This window comes from Pseudoalteromonas sp. S1727, from assembly GCF_005886375.1.
GTDB lineage: Bacteria > Pseudomonadota > Gammaproteobacteria > Enterobacterales > Alteromonadaceae > Pseudoalteromonas > Pseudoalteromonas haloplanktis.
Map to the genome: position 1 here is coordinate 1 of NZ_PNDT01000054.1, position 20,423 is coordinate 20,423.

The 20,423-nt window shown below is 41.1% G+C and carries 16 protein-coding genes; 9 read left to right on the top strand and 7 right to left on the bottom strand.

The features are described from left to right. Window positions 1-18 precede the first annotated feature (18 nt). Window positions 19-291, bottom strand: coding sequence for a hypothetical protein (locus tag CWB85_RS13385; protein ID WP_138555159.1), 273 nt, complete (start codon window positions 289-291; stop codon window positions 19-21). Window positions 292-303: 12 nt separating this feature from the next. Beyond that, window positions 304-879 carry a Fe-S biogenesis protein NfuA gene (gene nfuA / locus CWB85_RS13390; RefSeq protein WP_138555160.1) on the bottom strand — a complete coding sequence of 192 codons (576 nt, stop codon included), beginning with the start codon at window positions 877-879 and terminating at the stop codon, window positions 304-306. A 144-nt stretch (window positions 880-1,023) separates the two neighbouring features. Between nfuA and CWB85_RS13395 the strand changes: the two genes are divergently transcribed. Next, a complete protein-coding gene (locus tag CWB85_RS13395) occupies window positions 1,024-3,576 on the top strand; it encodes a M14 metallopeptidase family protein (protein WP_016710138.1) in 2,553 nt (850 codons plus the stop codon). Here the strand turns inward: CWB85_RS13395 and CWB85_RS13400 are convergent. Further along, complete coding sequence (locus CWB85_RS13400) at window positions 3,573-4,280, bottom strand: ComF family protein (protein ID WP_138555161.1); 708 nt, start codon at window positions 4,278-4,280, stop codon at window positions 3,573-3,575. The genes CWB85_RS13395 and CWB85_RS13400 overlap by 4 nt on opposite strands. Before the next feature lie 58 nt (window positions 4,281-4,338). Between CWB85_RS13400 and bioH the strand changes: the two genes are divergently transcribed. The 6 genes from bioH (at window position 4,339) to CWB85_RS13430 (ending at window position 14,038) form a co-directional block, all read left to right on the top strand. Then, the gene (gene bioH / locus CWB85_RS13405; protein WP_138555162.1) at window positions 4,339-5,076 is read left to right on the top strand and encodes a pimeloyl-ACP methyl ester esterase BioH; all 738 of its coding nucleotides are present in this window, start codon (window positions 4,339-4,341) and stop codon (window positions 5,074-5,076) included. A 100-nt stretch (window positions 5,077-5,176) separates the two neighbouring features. After that, window positions 5,177-5,485, top strand: coding sequence for a hypothetical protein (locus CWB85_RS13410; protein ID WP_016710141.1), 309 nt, complete (start codon window positions 5,177-5,179; stop codon window positions 5,483-5,485). Window positions 5,486-5,491: 6 nt separating this feature from the next. After that, window positions 5,492-6,352 (top strand): putative metalloprotease CJM1_0395 family protein, encoded by an 861-nt coding sequence (locus tag CWB85_RS13415; protein WP_138555163.1) that lies wholly within the window; start codon window positions 5,492-5,494, stop codon window positions 6,350-6,352. A gap of 418 nt (window positions 6,353-6,770) precedes the next feature. After that, window positions 6,771-12,317: a S8 family serine peptidase gene (locus CWB85_RS22975; protein WP_138555164.1), complete on the top strand. Its 5,547-nt coding sequence runs from the start codon at window positions 6,771-6,773 to the stop codon at window positions 12,315-12,317. Window positions 12,318-12,458: 141 nt separating this feature from the next. Then, a complete protein-coding gene (locus CWB85_RS13425) occupies window positions 12,459-13,187 on the top strand; it encodes an outer membrane beta-barrel protein (RefSeq protein WP_016710145.1) in 729 nt (242 codons plus the stop codon). Window positions 13,188-13,255: 68 nt separating this feature from the next. After that, a complete protein-coding gene (locus CWB85_RS13430) occupies window positions 13,256-14,038 on the top strand; it encodes an outer membrane beta-barrel protein (RefSeq protein ID WP_016710146.1) in 783 nt (260 codons plus the stop codon). A gap of 56 nt (window positions 14,039-14,094) precedes the next feature. Here CWB85_RS13430 and CWB85_RS13435 read toward each other — a convergent pair whose 3' ends face one another. The 4 genes from CWB85_RS13435 to greB form a co-directional block, all read right to left on the bottom strand. Continuing rightward, window positions 14,095-16,425 carry a Tex family protein gene (locus CWB85_RS13435; RefSeq protein WP_138555165.1) on the bottom strand — a complete coding sequence of 777 codons (2,331 nt, stop codon included), beginning with the start codon at window positions 16,423-16,425 and terminating at the stop codon, window positions 14,095-14,097. 164 nt (window positions 16,426-16,589) lie between these two features. Continuing rightward, the gene (locus tag CWB85_RS13440) at window positions 16,590-17,171 is read right to left on the bottom strand and encodes a CBS domain-containing protein (protein WP_016710148.1); all 582 of its coding nucleotides are present in this window, start codon (window positions 17,169-17,171) and stop codon (window positions 16,590-16,592) included. A 49-nt stretch (window positions 17,172-17,220) separates the two neighbouring features. After that, window positions 17,221-17,532, bottom strand: coding sequence for a hypothetical protein (locus CWB85_RS13445; protein WP_138555166.1), 312 nt, complete (start codon window positions 17,530-17,532; stop codon window positions 17,221-17,223). A 147-nt stretch (window positions 17,533-17,679) separates the two neighbouring features. Further along, entirely contained in the window at window positions 17,680-18,156 is a 477-nt protein-coding gene (greB, locus tag CWB85_RS13450; protein WP_138555167.1) for a transcription elongation factor GreB, read from the bottom strand. Between the two features lie 196 nt (window positions 18,157-18,352). Here greB and ompR point away from each other — a divergent pair, with 196 nt between their 5' ends. Continuing rightward, complete coding sequence (ompR, locus tag CWB85_RS13455; protein ID WP_029216262.1) at window positions 18,353-19,072, top strand: osmolarity response regulator transcription factor OmpR; 720 nt, start codon at window positions 18,353-18,355, stop codon at window positions 19,070-19,072. Window positions 19,073-19,078: 6 nt separating this feature from the next. Beyond that, window positions 19,079-20,374, top strand: coding sequence for a two-component system sensor histidine kinase EnvZ (gene envZ / locus CWB85_RS13460; protein WP_016710152.1), 1,296 nt, complete (start codon window positions 19,079-19,081; stop codon window positions 20,372-20,374). Window positions 20,375-20,423: the final 49 nt, after the last annotated feature.

Consider the following 20,423-nt stretch of genomic DNA (forward strand, 5'->3'; position numbering starts at 1 on the left):
GAACATAGAACCTAGAACCTACTTCCAAAGATCAGGATCTTCTTCTGGGCGTGAATTTTGCCTATCTAGAACCTGCGAGAATCGATTAGCAAAAATACCAAGGTAACCCCACGCTGCGAAGAACAGTGCGATGATTAAAATTACTAAGCCGATGATTTGTAAGCTGTAGTGGCTATAATAGCCGAGGGCAATAAATAACACGGCCAGCACAAACAGTGCTAGGCCGCGTAAAAAGCGCTTTAAGCTGAGCTTAGGTTCAGAGCCTAAGCGATATATCAGCTGCTTTAACATTATGATGGGCGATTAATAGTAAGAATGGTCACCAGCTTTGTGGTCTGTGATATCAGCAACACCTGTGATTTCATCAAACTTTGCTACCATCTCTTTTTCAATGCCTTCTTTTAGCGTAACGTCGATCATTGAACAACCATTACAGCCACCGCCAAATTGTAGAACAGCAATACCTTCAGCCGTTACTTCAACAAGACTTACTTGACCACCATGATTAGCAAGCTGAGGATTCACTTCAGTTTCGAGCATGTGTTGAATACGCTCGTTCAGGCTTGCGTCATCACCTATTTTACGGGCTTTGGCATTTGGGGCTTTAAGTGTTAACTGCGTGCCCATTTTATCGGTAACGAAATCAATTTCAGCTTCTTCCAAAAATGGCGCGCTTTCAGCGTCAACAACAGCATCAAAACCGTTAAAAGGAAGGCGAATGTCAGTGGCTTCTACTGCATCTTCAGGGCAATACGAAACACCACATTCCGCTTGTGATGTGCCAGGGTTTACAACAAATACACGAATATTTGTTTGCTCAGCTTGGTCAGCTAATAATTTTGCAAAATGTGATTGTGCGGTTTCGGAAATAGATATCATAAAACGGAATTCAGACTATTCTTGACTAGATACTGAGTATCATACTCCGCTCATCGCGTTGTCGCCAGTGTTGAGCGTAAAAATTTGGCATCTATTTTAAGCAATGGTAGCGTGCAAACATTGATCATTAACTGAGTGTTTTCTATGCGTTTGATAATAACAATCTTTACACTATTGCTGAGCTTTTCTTGTTTAGCGCAACCGCTTTCCTATTATTTTAATAATGATGTGAAATTTGATCCAACAATTCCTACCCCAGAGCAGGTTTTAGGTTATGAAGTCGGGCAGTGGCACGTACGTCATGATCAACTTGTACGTTATATGGAGATATTGGCAGACAAGAGTGACCGAATTAACTTTGAAGTGATTGGCCGTACTCATGAACAGCGTCCATTGGTGATGCTTACTATCACTGCTGCTAATAAGTTAGCAAATGTAGAGCAACTACGTCAGGCGCATTTAGCGCGTTTAGTTGACTCAGAAAAAGCCAAAGAGACCGATCAACCTGCGGTAGTATGGATGGGGTATAGCGTCCATGGTAATGAATCATCAGGTAGTAATTCAGCCTTGTTGGTGGCGTATTATTTAGCTGCTGCACAAGGTAAAGAAATTGATACATTATTAAATAATACGGTTATTTTACTCGATCCTTCATTAAACCCCGATGGTTTAGCACGCTTTGCGAATTGGGCGAATAGTAACCGAGGCATGAACTTATCGTCTGATCCACAAACTAGAGAGCATATTGAAAGTTGGCCTAGTAGCCGTACTAACCACTATTGGTTTGATTTAAATCGTGACTGGTTGTTATTACAACACCCTGAATCACGGGCACGAATTGCCAAATTTCATCATTGGAAGCCTAATATTTTAACTGATTTTCATGAAATGGGGCCAAACAGCACTTTTTTCTTTCAGCCAGGCATCCCATCGCGCAAACACCCAATTACGCCGGATGAAAATGTGAGCCTCACTAAAGCGATCGGTAACTACCATGCAAAAACATTAGATGAACATAATGCGTTATATTTTACTGAAGAAAGCTTTGATGACTTTTACTATGGCAAAGGCTCTACCTATCCAGATGTAAACGGCGGTGTGGGCATTTTATTTGAACAAGCTAGCTCGCGGGGTCATGTACAGGAAACACAAAACGGTACTTTAACTTTCCCTTTCACAATTAAGAATCAGCTGCTTACCAGTCTATCTACATTTCAGGCCGCGATAGATAACCGTCAGGCATTACTTGATTATCAAGCCAGTTTTTATAATCATGCTATCGAGCTTGCCAATGATGAAGATTATAAAGGGTACGTAGTTCAAGGTGGTGCTGATACTGCGCGCATGGCGTTGTTTTTAGACTTACTAAAACAGCATCAAATTCAGGCATACCCTCTTAATAAAGCAGTAAAAGCAGATGGTAAGAGTTTTTCAGCATCAAGCTATTTTGTCCCACTTGCACAGCCACAATTTCGTTTAGTAAAAGCCATTTTTAGTGAACAAAAACGCTTTGTTGATAATACATTTTATGACGTTTCAGGTTGGACCTTGGCTCATGCTTTTAACTTAGAGTTTGCGGCGATAAAAAGTGGTTGGGGCTTGGATGTTAGCAATGATGCATGGCAGCAACCACAACAACCGCAATTTCCAGTCTTGAATGCGCAGTATGCGTTTGGCTTTAAGTGGGATAATTACTTAGCACCAAAAATGCTTAATAAGTTATTGCAGCAAGGTGTACAAGCACGTGTTGCATTAAGTCCATTATCGGCTAAGTCGCTTACAAGCACAGAAGAGTTTGCTGCGGGCAGTATTATTGTTCCTGCAGGGATCCAAACAAATCCACAATGGGTGTCGTTATTAAACAGTGCTCAAACTGAGTTTGGTATTGCTATTACGCCAATTACTTCAGGCTTGACCTCACAAGGAGCCGATTTAGGATCACGAACACTTGCGGTAGTTAAAGCACCTAAAGTGTTATTGGTCGGCGGACAAGGAACGAGCCAATATGAAGTCGGTGAAGTATGGTATTACTTAGACCGCTTTGTAGGTGTAGCGCCTACCATAGTTGAAATGGAGCGCTTGGGTAATTTAGAGCTTAGTGACTACAGTCATATTGTTTTGGCGCATGGTAACTATAATCAGTTGTCAGATGCTGACAAAGTGGCACTTAAAACTTGGGTGCGTAAAGGTGGCGTTATCTGGGGACATAAAGGCGGAGCGAAGTTCTTAGTCGATCAACAACTTTTAAAAACCTCTTATTTATCACGCCGGGATGTTGCCAGCGCCTTCAAAACGGATGGCTTGCATTATGGCGATAAAGATCACCTAGCAGGGCGCCAGCGTATCGCTGGGGCAATCTTTAATACAAAAGTTGATTTAACTCACCCACTCACTTTTTCATTACAGCGTGACACTTTACCAGTATTTAAAAATAGTACCTGGTTATTGGAAATGTCATCTGCACCGTTTGTAAATGTATTGCAGTACACACAGAATCCGTTACTTGCTGGTTTCACCGATGACGTAAATGTGGAGCAAGTTGCTGGTGCAGCAGGTTTGGTCGCTCACTCTTATGGGCGCGGCAATGTAATAGGTATGACAGATAATCCTGTATTTAGAGGGTATTGGTATGGTACTAGCCGATTATTGAGCAATGCATTGTTCTTTGGTCATACATTTAGAGCGAATGCTGATTAAGTATTAGATCCTAATGGTGTTAAGCAGGTTACAAAAGCCCAAACTTGCTTAGCTCCAGCATTTTTAAGTGCGACAGTAGCGGCATTAAGTGTGGCTCCTGTCGTCATCACATCATCAATAATAGCAACGGTTTTTCCTGTCATATCGGTATTACACATAAATGCCTCCTGTAAGTTTTTAATCCGCTTGGTCTTACTGAGAGATGACTGTGCTTGTGTTTTTTTCGTGCGCTGTAAACTATGGCTATCAATGTTTTCATCAACTAAACATGGCAGCCAACATTGTGCAACTTGGTTAAAACCTCGCTTTAAAAAGCGTTGCTGATGCAAAGGTAAAATAATAAAAAGCTCAGGCCACACCTCACAATGCTGCTTACTAATGGCTAGTTGTAGGCTAATAATTAACGATAATGCTTTTTTATAATGGATTTGATTACTGAATTTTAGTTGTGTAAGCCAGCTATCAAATGGAGAACGATACCAAGCACAAGCAAATAGATGATCGAACTGGCAATCTGGGAACAGCTCGACTATATCAGGGCGATACAATAAATTCGGATGTTTACGTAAATCGAGTAGTGGCAAGTCTGCTAAGCATTGCTCACATAGGCTAGAATCACTGTTAACAACGTGCTGGCATTGCACGCAAAAGGAAGGGAAAAACCAATCACCTAACTGTCGAATATATTGCTTACAAGCAGTCATTGCATTCATTCCTTTAAACGCTATTATGGGCCCTAAGTTTGGATGAGGGTTTGCTAAAATGCAAAATGAGTTAGTGCTATTACATGGTTGGGGAATGAACCAAGGTGTGTGGCAAGTGATTTTACCTGAGTTAGAGTTTTTACACAGCGGGACTGTACGGTGTTTAGATTTACCTGGGTATGGGAATAACCACCAATGTCCGCTCCCTTACAATTTACATGATGCCGCAAAGCAGTTAAGTGAGCAGTTGCAGGCCAATTCGACGCTAATGGGTTGGTCACTGGGGGGCTTATTTGCAATGTATATTGCGAAACATTGGCCTGAAAAAGTAGCCAAAGTACTCTTAATTGCGTCAACCCCATTTTTTGCAGAGAGTGATGATTGGCCTGGCATCAAAACTAATGTATTAGCTGCTTTTAAAGAGCAGTTAGTCACGCATCGTGAAAAAACCATAGAACGGTTTTTGGCGATCCAAGCTATGGGCAGTGACAGTGCTCGTGATGATATAAGACAACTGAAAAAGCTGTTAAATGAATACCCAGCCCCGCAAGGAAGTGCCTTAAGTGGTGGTTTAGATATTTTGCAGCGTGATGATTTACGTGAGGCTTTTGCCAGTTGCCCGGTGCCAATTCGCGCTGTGTTTGGTCGCTTAGATGCGTTGGTTCCATACCGCGCTGTAGCTAAAATGCAGGCATTAAACAGTGACTTTGAGTACGAAGTGATAGATAAAGCATCCCACGCACCTTTTATCTCTCATAAAAGAGAATTTTTATCCGCCATCAAATCAATGCTTTAAAAAGTAACTCTAGAAAGGCTCGAAAAACTCCGTAGGAAAGCTTTATTTTGGCTGTTTTATGAGCGATAATTAATCAATCTACAATTGGTGGAGGTGTAGCATGCCAATCGGATCTGTATTTAATAACGGTGTTGAAGGCTTTAATCGTGCCAGTCAGGGTATTGAAAAAGCCAGCGCCGAAATAAATCGCGCCAGCATTGAACAACAAGATGATGCTCAGCTGGCTCAGCAGCGTCAACTACAAGCCGCTCGCCCAGAAGAGGCCGTAACTGCGCCGGTATCGCAGCCTGCCCGTATAGACGAGGCTTTGGTAAACTTAAAAGTTGAAGAGTTTAATGCCAAAGCCAATACGCAATCAATTCAAACCGCCGATGAAGTGTTGGGCACTTTAATTGATGTGCGAGTTTAACTAACCATGAATATTGTCACGCCATTTCCAAGTATTAATATAAACACCGCAAATGTTTATACAGAAACGGCTAGGCGTGACAATCAGCTGCGTGAAGTTATTCCGCCTCCAGCCGCTACAAAACCAAGTAATGCTGAAAATAAAGCCCTTGGCGATAATGAAAAAGCAAAGCAGCCTGGCACTAACGAAAACGCCACATATGATGCTAAAGGGAAACTTGCTGACGAAAAGGTAATTCAAGAGCGTCAGCAAAGTGATGCACAGCAAGATCCTGAGCAAAGTGAAGAGCAGCAAGACGCTAAAAAAGAAGCGCAACAACAAGAGCAAACGGCACAACAAGAACAGCAAGATGCTGAGCAAATAAAAGAGCTTAAAGCGCGTGATACAGAAGTGCGGATTCATGAACAAGCGCATGCCTCTGTTGGTGGTCAATACGCCGGCTCTCCTAGCTATGAATATCAGCGTGGCCCCGATGGTACTAATTACGCTGTTGGTGGTGAAGTACAAATAGACGTTGCTGAAATTGAAGGTGATCCACAAGCCACGATAGAAAAAATGCAAACGGTTCGTGCCGCGGCACTCGCACCAGCAGAACCTTCTGGCGCTGATCGCGCAATTGCTGCTGATGCAACGCAAAAGCTTGCTGCAGCGCAGGCTGAGTTAACAAATACAGAAGGGGAAAATAATACTCAAGCTGCGTCACTCAAGACCGAAGACGCATTGGAAATAGATGAGCCCGTAGAGTCTACGACATCAGAAATCACTAAACGTGATAGTGAGGTTGATCAGCGTGCGGTACGCATTGCACAGTTTTATCAAGCGGCGATCTCACCTTATGGACAATCAGGCTTTTCTGCGACTATATAAACTTTCTTGTAATACCTGCCTTTGAATCTTAAAAAGTGAAATTAAAATAAACCAGTAACCTCCAGTGTTTCTCAATAGTATCCGCAACATTAAGTTTTAGTTATTTTAAAAGGGTTTGCGAGCAAACTTAATCTGCGAATCCTTCTTTATATAACTCTTTTTAATACTAAATTACTTTTTTAAATAACTAGGTTATATAGATACAAAAAGATACATTTGTTATATATTTGCACGAAAACTGCGCCGGGTGTGACTTTGTTGTTGTTGGTTTGTTAATTTTGTGTGTTTTTCGGTGCTTTGTAAAATTGACCGTTAAAACAACCCTCTGTATATCTGATCCTTGCTAAATGTATTTAGCATTAACAGGAATAATTCAAAGCAGGATATCTGCCTAACAAACGAATTTAATAGGATGAATATGCAACCGTGCAATAATAAGAAAATGCACTTAAAGAAAAGCTCTCTCGCAATTTTGACTGCAATTTATGTGGGAGCCACTGGTTATGCGGCAGCAGAGCCAGGTTTTAAGAAAGTGCCGAATACAAGTTTATATGAACCTACATTTACAGCTGAAGATATCGCAAATTATAAAGCGCAAAAAGAAGCAAACCCAAACACAGGTCTATTACGAGGCAGTGTTGGTCGATTAAACCAACAATATCAAAGCCAGCAGCCAGAAAATGTTTTTCAGCCACAAGACGGTGTTACAGGATTGCAGACTTATATTGTGCAATTAGATGACGCACCCGTTACAAGTTATAACGGTGAATTACAAGGTTATGCTGCGACCGCCGTTAAACAAACACGTTCAGTTATGGTGAAAGAACGAGTAAATCTTGCTTCAAAAGATGTTCGCTCTTATCAAAATTATTTGAAACAACGCCAAACCTCTATCTTAAGTAACGCTCGAGGTCAGGGTGCAAGTATAGAAGTTAAGAAACAATTTACATTGGCAAATAATGCCGCAGTTGTTGAAATGACACAGCAAGACGCAATGTTACTTGCGCAGCAAAGTGGTGTGAAACGTATTACCCCTAACCGCATTTTTGAACTGCGCACAGATCGCGGACCTGAATTCATTGGTGCTGAGCAAATTTGGCAAGGCAATAATGATATCGGCGGCGTTGCAGCAAAGGGTGAAGGCATGGTTGTGGGTATTATAGATACCGGTATCAATACTGACCATCCAGCCTTTGCTAGCGACGCAGAGTACGCCAAGATGAATCCGTTTGGTGCAGGTAACTTTGTCGGTGATTGCGAAGTGGATGAAACTCTATGTAACGATAAGTTGATAGGCGTACGTTCATACCCTGAAATTACAGCTGCAAACAGTGACTATATTTTTGATCGAAATGATCGCCGTCCAGAAAATGGTGAAGATTATAATGGTCATGGCTCACATACCGCTAGTACCGCTGCAGGTAACACTTTAGTGGATACACCCCTGCAAGCTGCAACAGGTGATAAAGTAAGCGATGGTGAAAATATGCCATTTTCTTTTGAGCAAACAAGCGGTGTGGCTCCGCGTGCTCATATTATCGCTTATCAAGTCTGTTGGGCGGGTAATGCGGGTGATCCCTATTCTGGTTGCCCTGAATCCGCGATTCTTTCTGCTTTTGAGGATGCCATTGCTGATGGCGTAGATGCGATTAACTTCTCAATTGGTGGTGCTGAGGGATTCCCATGGGAAGATCCTATGGAATTGGCTTTTTTAAATGCACGTAAAGCTGGAATTTCAGTTGCTGCCGCTGCTGGTAACTCAGGTCCTTCATACTATACAGCTGATCATGCTTCACCTTGGGTAACGACTGTCGGTGCATCAACACATGACCGTGTTTCATCATTTGGTGACAAGTCATTAAGTGGTTTTCAAGGCGAGAAAGCGCCTAGCACTGCTGTCATGGAAGGTAAAAGTTTTTCAGGTGGCTTAACCGGTCCCGTAGTACTTGCGGAAAGCTACGCAGATCCTGATGAGACAGATAGCTATACAGCCGCATCATGTAACGTACCATTTCCAGCTGGAACATTTACAGCGGATCAAATTGTTATTTGTGAACGAGGTGATGCACCACGTGTAGAAAAAGCGAAAAATGTTGCCGCCGGTGGTGCTGGTGGCTTCATTTTACAGAATATTAGTTATTCAGCGAATGATATTGCGACTGATAATTATGTAATACCTGGTATTCACTTGGCTGCGAACGTTCGTTCACAATTAAGAAATTGGGTAAAGGCTAATCCGACAGGGGAAGCAATTGCAACAATTTCTGATGCTGTAAATACATATACATTTGATCCTGAGGCTGGGAATGAACTGGCAATCTTTAGCTCAATGGGGCCTAGCAGAACGAATAATACCTTAGTACCTGATTTAACCGCTCCCGGTGTTGATATTTACGCTGCAAATGCGGATGAACAACCATTTACAGCAAATCCACGGGCGTCTGATTGGACATTTATGAGTGGTACCTCAATGGCTGCGCCACATGTTACAGGTGCTATGACATTGTTAATGCAACTTCATCCAGATTGGACGCCTGCAGAAGTGCAATCAGCACTGATGATGACTGCACATAATGTAAAGATTATGACTAACTCAGGTTTGATTGACCCTTACTATAACTTTATGGCGGGTGCCGGTGCGATTAATGTAGCTGACGCGGCTAAATCAGGCTTGATCATGGATGTGCCGCTTGAGGATTATGAAGCTGCTAATCCTAATAATGGCGGTATAGCAAACTGGTTGAACTTACCTTCAATGGTAGAAATGGATTGTGAGTTAACGTGTAGTTGGATGCGTACTGTGACAGCAACCCAAGATGGTAGCTGGAATGCAGAAGCCTTAGCATGGACTGCCGATGGTCGTCGCGAAGAAGCCGGCGTATTTGCAACTGTTACACCAAGCCAATTTGATCTTAAAGCGGGCGAGTCACAAGATATTTTGGTGACGATGACATTGCCTAATGTAGTTGAACATAAGCTTGATCCCGTTGATGCTGGTGAGCCGTGGGATATAGTTCAAAATTTAGGTGCTTCCTTTAATGGTAAGGTAGTGTTAAAGGAAATAAATGGCGCTGCACCAGATGCACATTTACCAATTGTGGCAAGTAATAACTTAGATGAGCTGCCATTATCAGCAGAAATTCATATGGCGAGAAATAAAGCCAGTGAGACAATAATTGTAAATACTGATAGTTACAGTCAATTTACCCCACGTTATTATGGTTTAGTACAGCCAACAGAATCTTCATTTGAAATCGAAGCGGTTGCACCTTTTGTAACTTTAGATCGCATTGAAACAGGTTGGAATATTCAATTTATTGATGTACCAGAAGGCACAAAGCGACTGGTTGCAAAGGTTACTGATACAGAGCAATTGACTTCATTAGGTGATATTCAAGACCCACGTTTTCAACGCAGCTATGCGCACTTAATGATAGGTGCTGATCGCAATAATAGTGGTGGCTTTATCCCTTCACAAGAGGAAATTGATTCTAACCCAGGTGCAATAAAAAATGCGCTCTATGATGAGATGGTTTGTTACTCATCAAGTAATTCAGAAGCTAATTATTGTAACATTATTGATCCTGTACCAGGTAAATACTGGGTTGTAACGACTAATCTAGGCGGCTTACGTGGTGAAAACTACAAAGCCACAATGCATTATGCGTTAGTAATGGATGATTCAGATACTGGCAATTTATCAGTGTCAGGTCCTGCATCTCATGACGGTAATGGTAATTATAGCTTAGACATTAATTGGGATATTGCTGATGCACAGCAAGGTGATATTTACTACGGTGGTTTTGACCTTGGAGATATGCCAGGAGCTGAAGGAACCTTAGGGTTTACATCTTTAGATTTACACCGTGATGAAGATGCGATCACATTAGATGTTAGCGCTGATAAAGCGCGTAGCATGGATGTTATTGATGTAAATGTTAAGCTCAAAGCAAATGCAGAATCACACCCAAGGGCTTACGACTTAACTGTTAATATACCTGAAGGTCTGCGCCTTGCGAGTGATACATTAAAAAGTAACAATCCAGAAGTTGATGAATTAATCTCGGTTGATGGTAATAAACTTACGATTAAAGGGGAGCAGTTAAATACTCGTAATGTGGAGCGAGAATATAAAGTTACAACGAATGTAACGGATTCAATGTGTCACACTCCACTGATTGATGAGTATTCTACAGGTGGTTATATAGACTTACATGGAGAGTTTGGTATGCAGCCTAATGCTGATTGGTATTTGGGTAGCTCAAAGGATTACTTTGATGTCCCAACTGATTGGTTATTCTGGCTTGATAATGCTAAGTTCAACTTGTACAACCAAGCTAATATGAATGAAATCCGTATGCATGCGGTTGGTGTCTTACAATTAACGCCTTACTCTTGGATAATGGATCAACATCGTGGCCCTGGGTTCTTATTAGAAGCCTTAGCACCGTTCTGGCGTGGTTCGTTTGAAGTTGAATATTTACGTCATCCAACAGATCCAAAAGGTTTAACGCTTGCTTCTCAATATGCAAGTGAACGTCCTGATTTAGGTGACCTTGTGTTCCTTGAGTTCGACAATGTTACAGATAGTAATACTTCTGAAACATTTGACTATGAAGTAATTTTGCGTAGTGGCATTGATGACCATCCAGGTATGCATGAAATGATTTTTGCATACGATAACTTGGGTGCAGGTGTTGCCGAAGGAGCAATTTTTGTTGAAGGTGGCGAAGGTAAGTACTCTAAAAATGCCGGTTTTAAAAATGGCAATTTATTTGAAATGCTAGGCTATAACGACCTTGATAAATTACTTCATGATGATCTTGTGGTGTGTTTTGACTATGTCGGTCCTGAACAAAGTGAAGTTAGCCTTAGCTTTAAAGTTGCAGTACAGCCTGAAGCGAAAGGTACATTACAAGATATTACGCTAGATTATCAATTAGCCAATGGTGCCACTGAAACAATTACACACTCAGTTTCAGTACCAAGCAACCTGAAAATATCAGCACTTGACGATATGACAGTGGCTGAAAATGGTCGTATTGACGGTATTGAAGTGATGGTACTGGATGCTGATCAATCACCTAATGAGCTTGTAATCACAGGTGAAGGTATTTCAGCAGAAGTAAATGGCATGTCATTTAACCTGATCCCTGATCCACATTTCTTTGGTGAAACGTATGTCACTGTAACCGTGCAAGATAAAGCTGACCCAACTGATAAAGTAAGCACTGAGTTTATGCTAACGGTTATTTCTGATGGCATCGATGCGCCTGCAAAAATTGTTGAGATTGCTGACAAAACAGTTATGGAAGATGGCGTACTTGAAGCAATCACAGTTGCACTATCACGTGAAACCGATGAAGAGTTTACTCTTTCTGTAGCGGCCGATAATGCAACAACGACAATAAATGGTATGGAGTTTAGCCTTAAACCAGATGCTGGTTTCTATGGTGAAATCCCCGTTGTTGTGACACTTACTGGTACTGAGAACGTGTTAACCACTGAGTTTATGGTTACAGTAACGCCAAGCGATCTTGCGATTGTGGAACTTGCAGATATGACAGTGATCGAAAATGGCAAGCTAGAAGGCATTAACGTTGCATTATCGCGTGAGACTGACGAAGAGTTTACTCTGTCTGTTACGGCGCAAAATGCAGCAGTAGTTGTCGATGGTATGTCATTTAGTATTGAGCCTACCGCCCATTTCTTCGGTAATATTCCAGTAATGGTGACATTAACCAGCGGTGCAAAATCGTTGACTACAGAGTTCACCTTATCGGTTATTTCTGATGGTATTGAGTTGGGTTGTACGTATCCAGAAGCGACTAACTTTGATCCTGACGCTAATAGCGATGATGGTAGCTGTATTTATCCTGAAGTCGAGGATGAAGAAGACAGTGGTTCGTTTGGTTATTTGATGTTGTTACTACTACCACTGCTTAATGTGCGTCGTCGTAAATAATGATTATTGAATAGCTCGGTCAGTGAAAGCTGATCATATATCAGATAAAAAGCCGCGAGTGTGAATTCGCGGCTTTTTCTGTTGTAGAAACAAAAAGAAGCTGTTACTTTTGCTGCGATTTTTACTATGGAAGACAATTAAATGAAATATGCAGTAATCGCAGGAGCTTTATCGCTTTTTTCAATCACCGCTGCGGCAAACCAAACATCAGGCTTAAGTTACGACTATGTCGAAGTTGGCTATGCAAAAATGGACGTAGATGATTTAGATGATCTCAGTTTTGACGGTTATGCCGTTAAGATCAGTAAACAGCTTAGTGATAATTGGTACTTGACCGGTATGTATGCGAGTACATCAGATGAGATGTCAAATAGTGTCTCTGAGGATTATCGTGATATTTATCAAAATGGTGAATATGTAGGAACATCAACCCTTAATACACAAGGGACACTCGACGCTGAATTTACTCGGATCGAACTCGGCGCAGGTTATATTCAACGCTTATCGGCAGTTACTAATATAGATTACAGTATTAATTTAGGTAAACTTAAATATAGTACCGATTTTGATTTCACCGTTGAAGAAAGATTTAATGGTCAAGTGTTTTCATCTTCTGAAGAAGGTTATTCAGATTCAGATAGTGCAGATATTCTTTCAGCCAATATACAAATTAGACATTTATTAACGGACAAATTTGAAGTAAATGCAGGGGTTGGCTATGAGCGTTTACATGATGAAGAAAGTGATAATAATCTAGTGTTAAAAGCGGGTGTTAATTACACCTTAACTGAAAAAGCAACTTTGGGTGCTTCATACCGTTATGTTGATGAATATGCAGATATCGCAGCGACTTTACGTTATTACTTTTAATCTTGAAATAAAAAATTACAATCGCTGCAAATAGATTTTGTGGCGATTTTAGTATGGAAGACAATTAAATGAAATATGCAGTAATCGCAGGTGCTTTATCTCTTTTTTCAATCACCGCTGCGGCAAACCAAACATCACTTTTAAGCTACGATTATGTTGAAGTAGGCTATGCAAAAACGGACATCAAGAGCTATGATAAAACGGATGTAGACCGCTCAGGTGCGCCTAGTTATGGTGGGTATATTATAAACCTCAGTAAACAATTTTCTGAAAATTGGTATTTTACAGGCTCGTACTCTCAAAGTAGCGCTGACTATTCATACGTTGCTAAAAACTTGTCTTCACCTTTGCCTGATGGGACTTATTCAAGCGATGTTATCGATACATATAGCAGTGTCATCGATATGGAGCTAACACGTTATAGCCTTGGCTTTGGGTATATTCAGCATTTTTCAAGAGAAACTTCTGTTGACTATGCCTTGAAATATGGGAAAAGTAAGATTAAGACTGAGGAAACACTTATACATAGACTTGAATCTGATGGTAATGTTTTTGATGTTTCAAAAAAATACTATGAAGATTCAGAAACAGCTGACTCCTTTGAAATAACTGCACAAATTAGACATTTATTGACCGAACAATTTGAAGTAAATGCAGGCTTTGGTTATGAGCGTTTGCATGGTGTAGGTGCTGGTTATGTACGCTTACATGATGAAGAAAGTGAAAATAACCTCCTGTTAAAAGTAGGTTTAAGTTACGCAGTTACTGAAAAAATAACGTTTGCTGCTTCCTACAGTTACACAGGTGAATACGCTGACATCGCAGCAGCGACTTTACGTTATTACTTTTAAATCTGATTTAAATTGAAAACGCCACAAACTAAGTTTGTGGCGTTTTTGTTTACGAGCTATTTTTTCACTTTGGCATTGGCGAAGGCGTCTGCAAAGGCATTGCCCATCATCGCATTACCGGTATCGCGTTTTGGTTTTGCAGCGCGAGGTTGCTGAGCATTACCACGATTATTTTGCGACTTTTGGTTAACTGATGGCGTTGATTTATTGCTGGTATCAATATCATCATCTAAACGCATGGTAAAACTAATACGTTTACGAGCGGCATCTACTTCCACCACTTTAACTTTCACAATATCGCCAGCTTTAACCACTTCGCGCGGATCAGAAATAAACTTATTAGTAATTGCTGAAATATGCACTAGGCCATCTTGGTGTACACCCACATCAACGAACGCACCAAAGTTAGCAACGTTAGACACTACCCCTTCTAAAATCATCCCAGGCTTCAAGTCATTGATGGTTTCTACGCCTGCTTTAAATTCGGCGGTTTTAAAATCAGGACGAGGATCGCGGCCGGGCTTATCAAGCTCACTGATGATATCGGTGACAGTCGGTAAGCCAAATTTCTCATCAGTGTAGTCGTTAGCGACTAACTTATTAAGGAGCTCAGAATTACCTATAAGTTGAGTAACATCAAGGTTATTTTTCTCACAGATACGTTTAACAACAGGATAAGCTTCAGGGTGAACCGATGACTTATCAAGTGGATCGCTGCCATTGCTGATTTTTAAGAAGCCCGCGGCTTGCTCAAATGCTTTTGGCCCTAAACGTTCTACTTTCTTAAGCTCTGAGCGTTTAGCGAATGAACCGTTAGCATCGCGATAATTAACAATGTTTTGCGCTAAAGTTTTGTTCAAACCGGATACGCGAGCAAGTAAAGGCACTGAGGCCATGTTTAAATCTACACCGACTAAGTTAACACAATCTTCAACAACCGATGTGAGCGTTTGACCTAGCTGACTTTGCGATACATCATGTTGATATTGGCCTACACCAATTGATTTTGGCTCTACTTTAACAAGCTCTGCGAGTGGGTCTTGCAAGCGACGTGCAATAGACACAGCGCCACGTAACGATACATCTAAATCGGGGAATTCATTGGCTGCAAATTCTGACGCCGAGTATACAGACGCCCCAGCTTCGCTGACCATAATCTTATTTAGTTTAAGCTCGCTATTCGCTTTGATGAGTTCAGCAACGAGTTTGTCTGACTCACGAGAGGCCGTGCCGTTACCAATAGCAATCAGCTCAACTTTGTGCTGGCGACATAATTGTTCTAGCGTACGTATTGATTTATCCCAATGATTTTGTGGCGCATGTGGGAATATTGTTTGTGTCGCCAATAATTTACCAGTGCTATCGACGACTGCGATTTTACAGCCTGTACGTAGGCCAGGATCAAGGCCAAGTGTAGTGCGTGCGCCAGCAGGTGCTGCCATTAATAAGTCTTTTAAATTTTTCGCAAATACATCAATTGCACCGGTTTCGGCTTTTTCGCGCATAGCTGCTAAAAACTCGTTTTCTAGATGTAGGCTTAGTTTAATTTTCCAAGCCCATTGCACAACGGTGAGCAACCATGGGCTAGCTGCTTGGTTATTAATATCAAGGCGATAGTGATCAGCAATCATTACTGCACATAGCTGAGCGGGGTTTTCTGAACTTGGCTCAGGGTTAATACTCAGCTGTAAAATACCTTCATTACGAGCACGAAGCATCGCAAGCGCTCGATGTGAAGGAATTTTCTTAAGCGCTTCTTGATGCTCAAAGTAATCACGATATTTAGTGCCTGCTTGTTCTTGACCTTTGATCAAGCTTGCTTCTATTTGACCATGTTGACTTATGTGACTACGAAATTTAGCGAGTAATTTTGCATCTTCAGCAAAACGTTCCATCAAAATGAATTTAGCACCATCAAGTACCGCTTTTTCGTCAGCAAAACCTGCTTCTGGGTTTAAGTAGCGCGCTGCTTGTTGCGCAGGGTCTAATGTTGCATCGTTGAAAAGCGCATCAGCCAGCGGTTCAATTCCAGCTTCAATTGCTATCTGCCCTTTAGTACGACGTTTTGCCTTATAAGGTAAATATAGATCTTCTAACTCAGTTTTGCTGTCTGCATTGTTGATATCAGCAGCTAAGCTTGCCGTGAGCTTATCTTGAGATTCAATGGTTGCTAAAATAAAAGCTCTACGTTCTTCTAGTTCACGTAAATATGATAAACGCTGTTCGAGTAAACGTAATTGAGTATCGTCTAATCCGCCCGTTACTTCTTTGCGGTAGCGAGCGATAAAAGGCACGGTTGAACCTTCATCGAGTAATTTTGTAGCAGCTATAATTTGTTGCTCTTGGGCGTTCAGCTCAGTGGCTAAACGTGCAGAGATATTGCTCATGCAAAAACCTTATTAAACAATTTGAAGACCAGAACGAGAGTTTTGGCGTAATGAATTGCCTGAATAATATCACAGCAACGCACAATAAAAAGGCCTTAAAGTATGCTTTAAGGCCTTTGCTGTAAAGATAATGACTACTTACGAAATACGTAAATAGTTAAAAATTAATGTGGGTGCTCAATATGCTCCATTACTTCACTAAAAGAGTGGGCGATAGGGCTAATATGAACAGGGATTTGCAATGTTTTTGCAATCTCACGAGCAGAGATCAAGCCACAAATTTCATTATGTACACTAGTAACTAATAAAAACATAACACCGGCTTGCTCCATTGTTTGTAATGCATCACCAACACATGCATAGCTTAAGCTTTGCATACTGACACCTGTTAAGTGGCTAAGTGGCGTCATCACGTGACGCAAGCTGATTTCAGCACGAGAAATATTCAAACGCTGTGCTAAAATCATTACTTTTGAGCTTTGTAGATCAGCACTAGATGCGATCCCTAGTAATTTCTCTTGGTCATCAATTACTAAAATAAAACCGGTATGTTGACTGGTTATTTGTTTTAGTGCATCAACAATGGTGGTTTCATAATGCGCGCGAAGCGGATCTTTTTGAGTGAAATTATTAACCATAGTTAAAGCCGGAGAAGTTAAATCAATTAACGGCTGAGTTTCACGGTAAGTGTGAGATAAAACGCCTTCAGAAATATTTTGAGTACGAAGCTCTTTAAAGTTAGTCATAGTAATCACCAATTATGTTATTAAATTTAATAAAGTTTTAAGCAGTAAATTAAATCAAATAACTTGGTGGACCACGCTGGTAAGCTTGGCTAAAAGGTTGTGTTAAAGTAGTGCTCACATAAAGTGATAAAGTATTCTCAGGGAGTGGTTGAAGCACCCTGATAGAGAGTCCGTCAACGTGTGTATCTAGGTCAACGTCAGGGGTAGTTTGCTCTGCTGTGTCACAAACAAAGTAGTGTGGGGTTGGAGAAGCTAATTCTTTAGAATTGGTAACGTCATGCGCAAATGAAGTCAAACTCACACTTACTAAAAGTGTGAATAACATGGCATTACTAATTATGCGATGTATTGCGTTTGACATGACAACGACCTTCCAATTCTGAACTCAAGTGCGAAATGCTTGACTTGAGTATCTTTAGTTATAGTCTACAAATTCACTTTAGACAACCAATAATTAATCTTATCTGAATAATAAATCGAATGTGTTGCTTGCTCTGTCTTACACGTTTTAAGAGCCTGGGTAGTAAATACTGTTAACGTACCACTCTTTCTTTCCTTGTGGGGTTGTGACATAAAATTCATCATCAACTTGCTTGTTTAATAGTGCACGTGCCATTGGAGAATCAATGGAAATATAATCTTTGCGGTCATAAATCTCATCAGGGCCGACAATTCTAAATTTAAGCACTTCACCTTGCTCATTTTCAATTTCCACCCAAGCACCAAAAAACACTTTACCAGCTTGTTGTGGTGAGTAATCAATTATTTTTAGATCTGGCATACGTTTACGCAAATACCGAACACGGCGGTCTATTTGTCGTAGTAAACGCTTATTGTATTGATAGTCTGCATTTTCAGAGCGATCCCCCAAACTTGCTGCCCAGCTCACTATTTTAGTGACTTCAGGACGCTTAACATTCCATAAGTGATCATGTTCTTGTTGTAGTTGTAAATACCCTTCGCGGGTGACTAAATTAGTTTTCACGTTGCAATTTTTACTTTGGGAAACACGTACGCAAGGTATAAAAATCTCGTTGCCTTGTCGAGCTGATTTTTACGATCCTTTATATTTATGGTGCCTTGAAATGTTCAGTAACAATCTAGTGAGCTAATTAGTTTTTTATTATCAAGTTTTTCATTTATATTAATCAGTAACAGTAAAAACAATAAGAATGAAATTAATGGGACATGAAACTACAAAAGTATTAGTCGTTGATGATGATATGCGCTTACGCGGCTTGTTAGAGCGCTACTTGGTAGAACAAGGATTTATTGTACGTACAGCGGGCAACTCAGAACAAATGGATCGCTTACTAGAACGTGAAAACTTTCACTTAATGGTGCTCGATTTAATGCTTCCGGGCGAAGATGGCTTATCTATTTGCCAGCGCTTACGTCAAAAAGAAAATGAAATCCCCATTGTAATGCTGACCGCTAAAGGTGATGAAGTTGATCGAATTATTGGTTTAGAACTTGGCGCAGATGACTACATTCCAAAGCCATTTAATCCACGCGAATTATTAGCTCGTATTAAAGCCATTTTGCGCCGTCGCGCAAAAGAAGTACCTGGGGCGCCTGCTGCAGAAGAAAATGAAATTACGTTCGGGGAATTCTCACTTAATTTAGCCACGCGAGAAATGAGCCAAGGTGACAAGACCATGTCGTTAACCAGTGGCGAGTTTGCGGTATTAAAAGCGTTGGTGACTCACCCACGAGAGCCGCTAAGCCGTGATAAGTTAATGAATTTAGCTAGAGGGCGTGATTACAGTGCGCTAGAGCGTAGTATCGATGTACAAGTATCGCGTTTGCGTCGGATGATTGAAGTCGATGCGGCTAATCCTCGCTATATTCAAACCGTGTGGGGCTTAGGCTACGTATTTGTACCTGATGGTGAAAAATAGTCTGCTATGAGTATGTTTCCCAAGAGTGCATTTGGACAAACAGTGTTTTTGGTAGCAGCATTATTGTTGATCAACCAAGTAGTATCTTACATCACTGTGAGTCTATACGTAGTTAAACCGACCATTGAACAAGTTAATCTGATTTTAGCCAAGCAGATCAAAACCGTGTTTATAGATTGGGAAGATGGCGTTGAGATCAGCGATGAAGTATCGAATAAGTTTTTTGAAATAACGGGTATCGAAGTCATGACTCAGCGCCAAGCGATGAGCGAGGGACTTGGCCAAACTCGTGAGTATTCAATGCTATCACGCAGTATGTCTGAGCAATTAAATGGCTCTGCCCGAGTGCGTATAAGCCAAACAGATCCGTTAGTATATTGGGTTGAAGCACCGCAAGCCCCTGGTTACTGGGTTAAAGTTCCTCTGACTGGTTTTAAAGAAAACAACCTCGAATTTTTGACCTTCTATTTATCCAGTATCGGTTTTTTAAGTGTGCTTGGTGGCTGGCTTTTTGCTCGTCACTTAAATCGACCATTAAAAGCATTGCAGCAAGCGGCTGTTAAAGTAGGTGTTGGTGACTTTTCCACTAAACTTGAAGAACATGGTTCAACTGAAGTGATTGAGGTAACACGGGCATTTAATCAAATGTCACGAGGGATTGCTGCACTTGAAAATGACCGTCGATTATTGATGGCGGGTGTGTCTCATGATTTACGTACGCCACTGACACGCATTCGCTTAGCCACCGAAATGATGTCGGATGAAGAAGACTACCTGCGAGAAGGGATCATCTACGACATTGAAGATATGAATGCCATTATCGATCAATTTATTGAGTATTTGCGCCACCACAAACGTGAAGAGCTCGCGCTTGAAGATCTTAATGCGATTGTTTCAGAAGTGGTGCACTCAGAGCAAAAACATCAACGTACTATCACCTTTCGCGAAAACCCTAGTATTAGTAATATCCCTTTAAGTATGGTGGCAATTAAACGCGTTGTTACCAACATGATTGAAAATGCGATACGTTATTCGGATGGCGATATTGAAGTTGAAACGGCGATCAGCAGTGATAAAAAATACGCTGTGGTGATGGTAAATGATCATGGCCCCGGTATTCCTGAGAGTGAACTAGAAACTGTATTTGAACCCTTTAAACAAGGTGATGCAGCCAGAGGCAGTGAAGGTAGCGGCTTAGGTTTGGCAATTATCAAACGAATAATCGATATGCACGGTGGTAAGGTAAAATTAGTAAACCGCCCAGAAGGTGGTTTAAGTGCACAAATTTATTTACCTAAGTAGCCTTTAGCCGTAAGCAACTTAAAGCTTACGGCTTAAAACTTATGGCTAC

Coding starts and splice junctions, on each gene's coding strand:
- CWB85_RS13445 (WP_138555166.1), bottom strand. CDS start 17,532: ATGTCAAACGCAATACATCGCATAATTAGTAATGCCATGTTATTCACA.
- CWB85_RS13425 (WP_016710145.1), top strand. CDS start 12,459: ATGAAATATGCAGTAATCGCAGGAGCTTTATCGCTTTTTTCAATCACC.
- CWB85_RS13410 (WP_016710141.1), top strand. CDS start 5,177: ATGCCAATCGGATCTGTATTTAATAACGGTGTTGAAGGCTTTAATCGT.
- ompR (WP_029216262.1), top strand. CDS start 18,353: ATGGGACATGAAACTACAAAAGTATTAGTCGTTGATGATGATATGCGC.
- bioH (WP_138555162.1), top strand. CDS start 4,339: ATGCAAAATGAGTTAGTGCTATTACATGGTTGGGGAATGAACCAAGGT.
- envZ (WP_016710152.1), top strand. CDS start 19,079: ATGAGTATGTTTCCCAAGAGTGCATTTGGACAAACAGTGTTTTTGGTA.
- CWB85_RS13435 (WP_138555165.1), bottom strand. CDS start 16,425: ATGAGCAATATCTCTGCACGTTTAGCCACTGAGCTGAACGCCCAAGAG.
- CWB85_RS13440 (WP_016710148.1), bottom strand. CDS start 17,171: ATGACTAACTTTAAAGAGCTTCGTACTCAAAATATTTCTGAAGGCGTT.
- CWB85_RS13385 (WP_138555159.1), bottom strand. CDS start 291: ATGTTAAAGCAGCTGATATATCGCTTAGGCTCTGAACCTAAGCTCAGC.
- CWB85_RS13415 (WP_138555163.1), top strand. CDS start 5,492: ATGAATATTGTCACGCCATTTCCAAGTATTAATATAAACACCGCAAAT.
- CWB85_RS13400 (WP_138555161.1), bottom strand. CDS start 4,280: ATGACTGCTTGTAAGCAATATATTCGACAGTTAGGTGATTGGTTTTTC.
- CWB85_RS13395 (WP_016710138.1), top strand. CDS start 1,024: ATGCGTTTGATAATAACAATCTTTACACTATTGCTGAGCTTTTCTTGT.
- CWB85_RS22975 (WP_138555164.1), top strand. CDS start 6,771: ATGCAACCGTGCAATAATAAGAAAATGCACTTAAAGAAAAGCTCTCTC.
- CWB85_RS13430 (WP_016710146.1), top strand. CDS start 13,256: ATGAAATATGCAGTAATCGCAGGTGCTTTATCTCTTTTTTCAATCACC.
- nfuA (WP_138555160.1), bottom strand. CDS start 879: ATGATATCTATTTCCGAAACCGCACAATCACATTTTGCAAAATTATTA.